The sequence below is a fragment of the Oceanisphaera sp. W20_SRM_FM3 genome, from assembly GCF_052119705.1.
Classification (GTDB): Bacteria; Pseudomonadota; Gammaproteobacteria; order Enterobacterales; family Aeromonadaceae; genus Oceanimonas.
Genome location: NZ_JBGQOP010000025.1, coordinates 43,133 through 49,713, shown reverse-complemented (window position 1 = coordinate 49,713; position 6,581 = coordinate 43,133). Strand labels below are relative to the sequence as shown.

5 protein-coding genes are annotated in these 6,581 nt (G+C 51.3%); 2 read left to right on the top strand and 3 right to left on the bottom strand.

Going from position 1 to position 6,581, the window contains the following annotated elements:
* Window positions 1–255: 255 nt before the first annotated feature.
* Genes hemG through ACEN2G_RS12255 form a run of 3 tightly spaced genes read right to left on the bottom strand, consistent with a single transcriptional unit; the run spans window position 256 to window position 2,903 of the window.
* Window positions 256–783 carry a menaquinone-dependent protoporphyrinogen IX dehydrogenase gene (gene hemG, locus ACEN2G_RS12265; protein ID WP_442021928.1) on the bottom strand — a complete coding sequence of 176 codons (528 nt, stop codon included), beginning with the start codon at window positions 781–783 and terminating at the stop codon, window positions 256–258.
* A gap of 9 nt (window positions 784–792) precedes the next feature.
* Window positions 793–2,250: a TrkH family potassium uptake protein gene (locus tag ACEN2G_RS12260; RefSeq protein ID WP_442021926.1), complete on the bottom strand. Its 1,458-nt coding sequence runs from the start codon at window positions 2,248–2,250 to the stop codon at window positions 793–795.
* A gap of 23 nt (window positions 2,251–2,273) precedes the next feature.
* On the bottom strand, window positions 2,274–2,903 hold the full coding sequence (locus ACEN2G_RS12255; protein ID WP_442021924.1) for a YigZ family protein: 630 nt from the start codon (window positions 2,901–2,903) through the stop codon (window positions 2,274–2,276).
* Between the two features lie 321 nt (window positions 2,904–3,224).
* Between ACEN2G_RS12255 and fadB the strand changes: the two genes are divergently transcribed.
* Together fadB and fadA are read left to right on the top strand one after the other, a co-directional pair.
* Window positions 3,225–5,396, top strand: a complete 2,172-nt coding sequence (fadB, locus tag ACEN2G_RS12250; RefSeq protein WP_442021922.1) for a fatty acid oxidation complex subunit alpha FadB — start codon at window positions 3,225–3,227, stop codon at window positions 5,394–5,396.
* The gene (gene fadA, locus ACEN2G_RS12245) at window positions 5,389–6,564 is read left to right on the top strand and encodes an acetyl-CoA C-acyltransferase FadA (RefSeq protein ID WP_442021920.1); all 1,176 of its coding nucleotides are present in this window, start codon (window positions 5,389–5,391) and stop codon (window positions 6,562–6,564) included. The genes fadB and fadA overlap by 8 nt, the downstream gene beginning before the upstream one ends.
* The last annotated feature ends 17 nt before the right edge of the window (window positions 6,565–6,581 follow it).

Below are 6,581 nucleotides of genomic sequence, written 5' to 3'. Positions count from 1 at the left end.
CTTGTGACCGTGAGCGCCTTGCCCCGTGTCAGTGGTGCGCATTATAGGGAGCTCTCGTTTTAGCGCAAGGGCTTTTTACCGTTTTTAGTAAATAAAACAGCATAGTACAAATGTTAACCCAACTTAGTACGAAAACTGTGCCAAATCGGTGTTTTGATCAAGACTAAGACTGTTTTCTTAATCTTTATGCTGCTTGTAACTTGTATGAGGCAGTCTACTGCCTCTACTTTATCGCTTAATACTTATCTTCAATGCTCAGTACTTATCTTGCGCGATGCGCTGGGCGAACTCTTGTACCTTATCCCAATCCGTAAACTCTAAATCTTGGCTGGTATCGGTACTGCCACCTGTCATCTTCATGATCAGTTGAATGATGCGCGTCTGCCACCAAGTGTATTGGCTGTATTGCAAGGCTCCTGCAAACACACCTATGGTTCTGGGGCGCCAGCGGGATTTCACCAAGAACTTTTTAATATAGGCGTTATTGCTTGGATTGGCTTTTTCCGGTTTGCGCGCGGTGAGGCAGACACAAAAGAAACTCGCGTCGGCCGCTGCCAGTTGTTCACTGTGAATATCGATAAAGTGAAACAAGTCGGGATGAAAATTGCCATAGCGTACGGAGGCACCAATCAGCACCTTATCGTATTTACTTAAATTTTTACGAATAGGACCATGCAAGTCGGCCAACTCGACTTGATAGCCACTAAACTCACCTTGCATGGCATCGATAATTTTCTTGGTCTGGCCATTACGGGATGAATAAAGTATCAACAGTTTTTCCATAGACTCCTCTTAGCTACGCCAAAATGCTGGCGTAAACAGTACTAGCAAGGTAAATATTTCAAGACGCCCAAACAACATAGCCAAAATCATGATCCATTTGGCAGCCTCCGAGGTGGTACCAAAGTTAGCGGCAACGTCTCCTAAACCCGGACCTAAGTTGTTCAGCGTGGCCGCAACGGCAGTAAAGGCCGTTAATTCGTTCATACCAGTCGCCAATAGCGCCAACATGCATATTACAAACACTAACGCATAGGCGGCAAAGAACCCCCATATGGCTTCCACCACTTTATCAGCTAATGCTTTATTGCCAAGCTTAATCCGATACACGGCCCTAGGGTGGATCAAGCGCTTTAATTCCCGCATACCCTGCAAGTTCAGCAGCATGATGCGCACCACCTTCATGCCACCACCGGTACTGCCCGCACAACCGCCAATAAATGAGGCCATGATGAGCAGTACGGGCAAAAATAGCGGCCACTGAGCAAAGCCAGTAGTGCTAAAGCCGGCGGTGGTGGCAATAGAGACCGACTGAAACAAGGCTTGGTCTAATGCTTGCCAAGGGTCGCTATACACTTGATGAGCCAACAATACCGACATACAGATCAGCGTTAGTACTATTTGTACGCCTAAGAAAAACTTCACTTCTGGATCGAAGTGATACACAGATAATCTCAAACCACGGTTAGCAAAGGCGGCAAAATGCAGGCTAAAATTAACTCCGGCGATTAATAAAAACACCACGATAATCAGATTGATCATGGGGCTATTAAAATGACCTATGCTGGCATCGTAAGTAGAGAAACCGCCGATAGCGATAGTCGAAAACGAATGGCAAATAGCGTCAAACATATTCATGCCAGCCAGCCACAATAATAAGGTGCATGAGATAGTGAGCACTAAATAGATATACCAGAGTGTTTTGGCGGTTTCGGCAATCCGCGGTGCCACCTTGTTATCTTTTACCGGCCCGGGTATTTCGGCGCGAAACAACTGCATGCCACCTATGCCTAAGATGGGCAAAATGGCCACAGCCAATACGATAATGCCCATGCCGCCTAGCCACTGCAGCATCTGGCGATAGAATAAAATCGCCTTAGGTAAGGAGTCGAGACCACTGATCACGGTGGCACCGGTAGTGGTGAGGCCAGAGAAGGCCTCGAAGAAGGCCGCCGCCATCGTCATATCCAGCTCTTTGCTGAGCACAAAGGGAATGGCGGCCACACTGCCCAGTACGGTCCAAAACAAGACGACTATCAGAAAGCCTTCCTTTGACCTCAGCTCTTTGGTGTGGGTGCGATTAGGGAACCACAGCACTAAGCCTAATATTAAGCAGATCACGAAGGCACTAAAAAAATCGAGGCCGGCACCATCTCGATAGATGTAGGCCACAAGGGCCGGCGCTAGCATGGTCACACTAAATAGCGCGACTAAGATGCCAACGATGCGAATGATGGTGCGAATATGCATAGCACTTCCAATACACTAATGACTCAGACCGCGCCCAGTTCTAACGGCGTGGCAACGACTCTTCCTTGGCTACGATCCCGCAATTGAGCACAAAAACCTGCTACATATCGGCTTTCCACCGCCAACACGCCACTGATCTCGGCGCCGTATGCCACGGTTTGCCAGTGGCCTTTAAATTCCGCGAGCAGAAATTCTACGACGGGCATTTGGGCGTATTGCACCTTAACACTGAGTTCAGAGAAAATTCGCCGCTCGGTGAGCGCTAATTCCGCTAAGGCCAACGACAAGGTCCCACCATAGGCGCGCACTAACCCGCCGGTACCCAATTTAATACCGCCGAAATAGCGCACCACTACCGCCGAGATCTCGCCAATGTTGGAGCCTTGTAATTGCGCCAGCATCGGCTTGCCGGCGGTGCCGGAAGGCTCACCATCATCACTAAAACCCAAGACTCTTGAGTCTGTAGGCTGGCCGGCCACGAAAGCCCAACAATGATGACGCGCCGCAGGCTCTTTAGCACGAACGGCATCCACAAACGCCTTGCCTTCTTCGGGAGTGGCCGTGTGACCTATATAGGCAATAAAGCGGCTTTTTTTAACCTCCTGCTCCCACACTAAGGGCGTGGCAGGGATCAGATAGGGAGATATATTCATACTGCTTACTCCCAGATCAGACTCTCAGTTCAGACTCTCTGATCAGGAAATGCACCTAACATTGAGCCTTTACTCAGATTTTAAACAATAAAAATAGCGCAGCATTGTTGCTGAATCCTGTCGAATTGTCATCTTTTGCACCATTATGCGGTGATATTTTTGCCGTAAATAGCGCCAGCACACAATTAAAACGTTCGTTTAAACTAGCGGTTGAAGTCGGCTGTTTTTCTGTCCATAGTAATTCTATCTCTGCCCTTCCTCCATATTAGGAATTGAGCAGCTCTATGGTGTTTTGTTCCTCGTAACCAAGGAGACATAACAATGATCTACCAAGGCGAAGCCCTTTCCATCACCCTACTCACAGACGGTATTGCTAAGCTCTGTTTTGCGAATCAAGGCAGCGTAAATAAGCTAGATAGCGCCACCATGGCATCACTTGGCGAGGCCATCAGCGCATTAGAACAAAGCTCAGGCATTACCGGTTTGATGCTCACCAGCGATAAAGACGCCTTTATCGTGGGTGCCGACATTACTGAATTTCTAGCTATGTTCGACCTACCCCAAGCCACACTGGCGGACTGGCTATCTCAAGCTAATCATATCTTTAATCGAATCGAAGACTTGCCCTATCCTACGGTTTCGGTGATCCGTGGCTATACGCTGGGCGGCGGTTGCGAATGCGTACTTACCACAGATTTTCGCATCGGCGATGCCACGGCGCGCATCGGCTTGCCAGAAACCACGCTCGGTATCATGCCGGGCTTTGGCGGCACGGTAAGATTACCGCGCTTAATCGGCGCCGATAACGCCATGGAGTGGATCACTACCGGTAAAGACCAGAAAGCAGATGCCTGTTTAAAAGTGGGCGTGCTAGATGCCATCGTCGAGACCGAGCAGCTTGAGGCTTCGGCCATCCAACTATTAAAAAATGCGAGTGCCGGTCAGCAAGATTGGCAAGCAAGACGCGCGCAAAAAACCGCACCACTCAGCTTAGACAAACTCGAAGCCGCCATGAGCTTTAGTACCGCCAAAGGTATGGTCGCCGCCCAAGCTGGCCCTCATTACCCAGCACCTATGCTCGCGGTAAAGACCATAGCGGCGGCGGCAGGCTTAGGGCGCGATCAAGCCTTGGTTATTGAGCGGCAGAACTTTATTAAGCTCACTCAAACGTCGGTGGCGCGAGCCTTAGTTGGCATCTTCCTTAACGACCAATTTATTAAAGGCAAAGCCAAACAGGCCGCCAAGGCGGCTCTGCCTACTCAAAAAGCAGCGGTGTTGGGTGCCGGCATCATGGGCGGCGGCATCGCGCATCAGTCGGCGTCCCGTGGCATACCCGTTGTAATGAAAGATATTAACGATCACGCCTTAATGCTCGGCATGAGTGAAGCCGGTAAGTTATTAAATAAACAGTTAGAGCGCGGCAAAATCGACGGTAAAAAGCTAGTGCAAATACTGGCCAGTATTACGCCTACGCTGGGCTACCAGAGCTTGCAAGGCGTAGATACGGTCGTTGAAGCCGTAGTCGAAAACCCTAAAATTAAAGGCCAAGTGCTGGCAGAGGTGGAAGCCGCGGTCGGGGCAGAGGCGGTTATTGCCTCTAATACTTCAACTATTCCTATTTCCGCATTAGCTAAAAACCTAAAACATCCGGAGCGTTTTTGCGGCATGCACTTTTTTAACCCTGTGCATCGCATGCCACTGGTAGAAGTGATTCGCGGCAAGCACACCTCAAACGACACCATTAATAAGGTGGTGGCCTATGCGGCGGCCATGGGCAAGTCACCCATAGTCGTGAACGATTGCCCGGGCTTCTTCGTTAATCGAGTGCTGTTTCCTTACTTCTTTGCCTTTAATCAGTTAGTCAGTGATGGCGCCGATTTTGTGGCCGTCGATAAAGTTATGGAGAAAAAATTCGGCTGGCCCATGGGTCCTGCGCACTTGCTGGATGTGGTGGGGATCGATACCGGTCATCATGCGGCAGAGGTGATGGCCAAAGGCTTTCCCGAGCGCATGAGCAAGACCGGCAAAGACGCCATCGATGTGATGTATGAGCAGCAGCGCTTTGGCCAGAAGAACGGCAAAGGCTTTTACGCCTACAGCACAGACCGCAAAGGCAAGTTGCAGAAAGACCTAGATCCCGACAGCCATCAACTGCTCGCCGAAATTGCCGGTTCACCGCTGGAGCTAAGCGCCGAAGACACGATAGCGCGCATGATGATCCCCATGATTAACGAAGTGGTGCTCTGCTTAGAAGAAGGCATTATTGGCTCTCCCGCCGAAGCCGACATGGCTTTAGTGTACGGCATCGGCTTTCCACCCTTCCACGGCGGCGTGTTCCGTTATCTCGATAATATGGGCTTAAGCAATTATGTAACCTTGGCCGATAAGTTCGCTCACTTAGGCCCGCTTTATCAGGTCAGTGAGGGTTTGCGCCACATGGCGGCAAACAACAAAATCTTTTACCCAGCGGCGCAGGAGACAGCACATGAATAAGGCATTAAACGAAGTCGTGATTGTCGACTGCATTCGCACTCCCATGGGCCGCTCTAAAGGCGGTGCCTTTCGCCACGTGCGGGCCGAAGATTTGTCGGCGCACCTAATGCAAGGCTTACTCGCCAGAAACCCGGCGCTTGCAGCCTCCGATATCGAAGATATTTATTGGGGCTGCGTGCAGCAAACGCTGGAGCAGGGTTATAACATTGCTCGCAATGCCGCACTCTTGGCCGGCCTGCCCAAGCAAGTGGCGGCGGTAACCGTAAACCGCTTGTGCGGCTCCTCTATGCAGGCACTGCACGATGCCAGCCGCGCCATTATGGTGGGCGATGGCGAGGTGTTTATGATTGGCGGCGTGGAGCACATGGGCCACGTGCCCATGAACCATGGCGTAGACTTTCATCCTAAATTAGCGCTCAAGGTAGCCAAAGCCTCGGGCATGATGGGCCTCACCGCCGAAATGTTGGCTAACCTGTACCACGTGAGCCGCGAGCAGCAAGACGCCTTCGCCGTGCGCTCTCATCGCTTGGCTTATGAAGCCACCTCGGCTGGGCGTTTCGCCAATGAGATTTTAGCCACCAATGGCCACAGCAGTGATGGCAGCCTGATCTTGTTTGAGACAGATGAAGTGATCCGCCCCGAAACCAGCATGGAATCACTGGCCAAATTAAGCCCGGTATTTGACCCAGTAAACGGCAGCGTCACCGCCGGTACTTCATCGGCGTTATCGGACGGTGCCGCTGCCATGTTGGTGATGTCCGCCGCTAAAGCCAAGGCGCTCGGCCTTAAGCCCCGCGCACGCATTCGCGCCATGGCGGTGGCGGGCTGCGACCCTGCCATTATGGGTTACGGCCCAGTGCCAGCTGTGCATAAGGCGCTAAAGCGTGCAGGACTAGCCATTGGTGACATTGAGCTGTTTGAGCTTAACGAAGCCTTCGCCGCGCAATCTATTCCGGTGCTACAAGAGCTAGGCTTGTTAGATTTGGTCGACGAAAAAGTGAACCTCAACGGCGGCGCCATCGCCCTGGGCCACCCATTAGGCTGCTCGGGCGCACGCATCTCCACCACGCTGTTAAACCTGATGGAAAATAAAGACGCCACCTTTGGCATTGCCACCATGTGCATCGGCCTCGGCCAAGGTATAGCGACCGTGTTTGAGCGGGTTTAATGTGTGAGGAGTGAGGG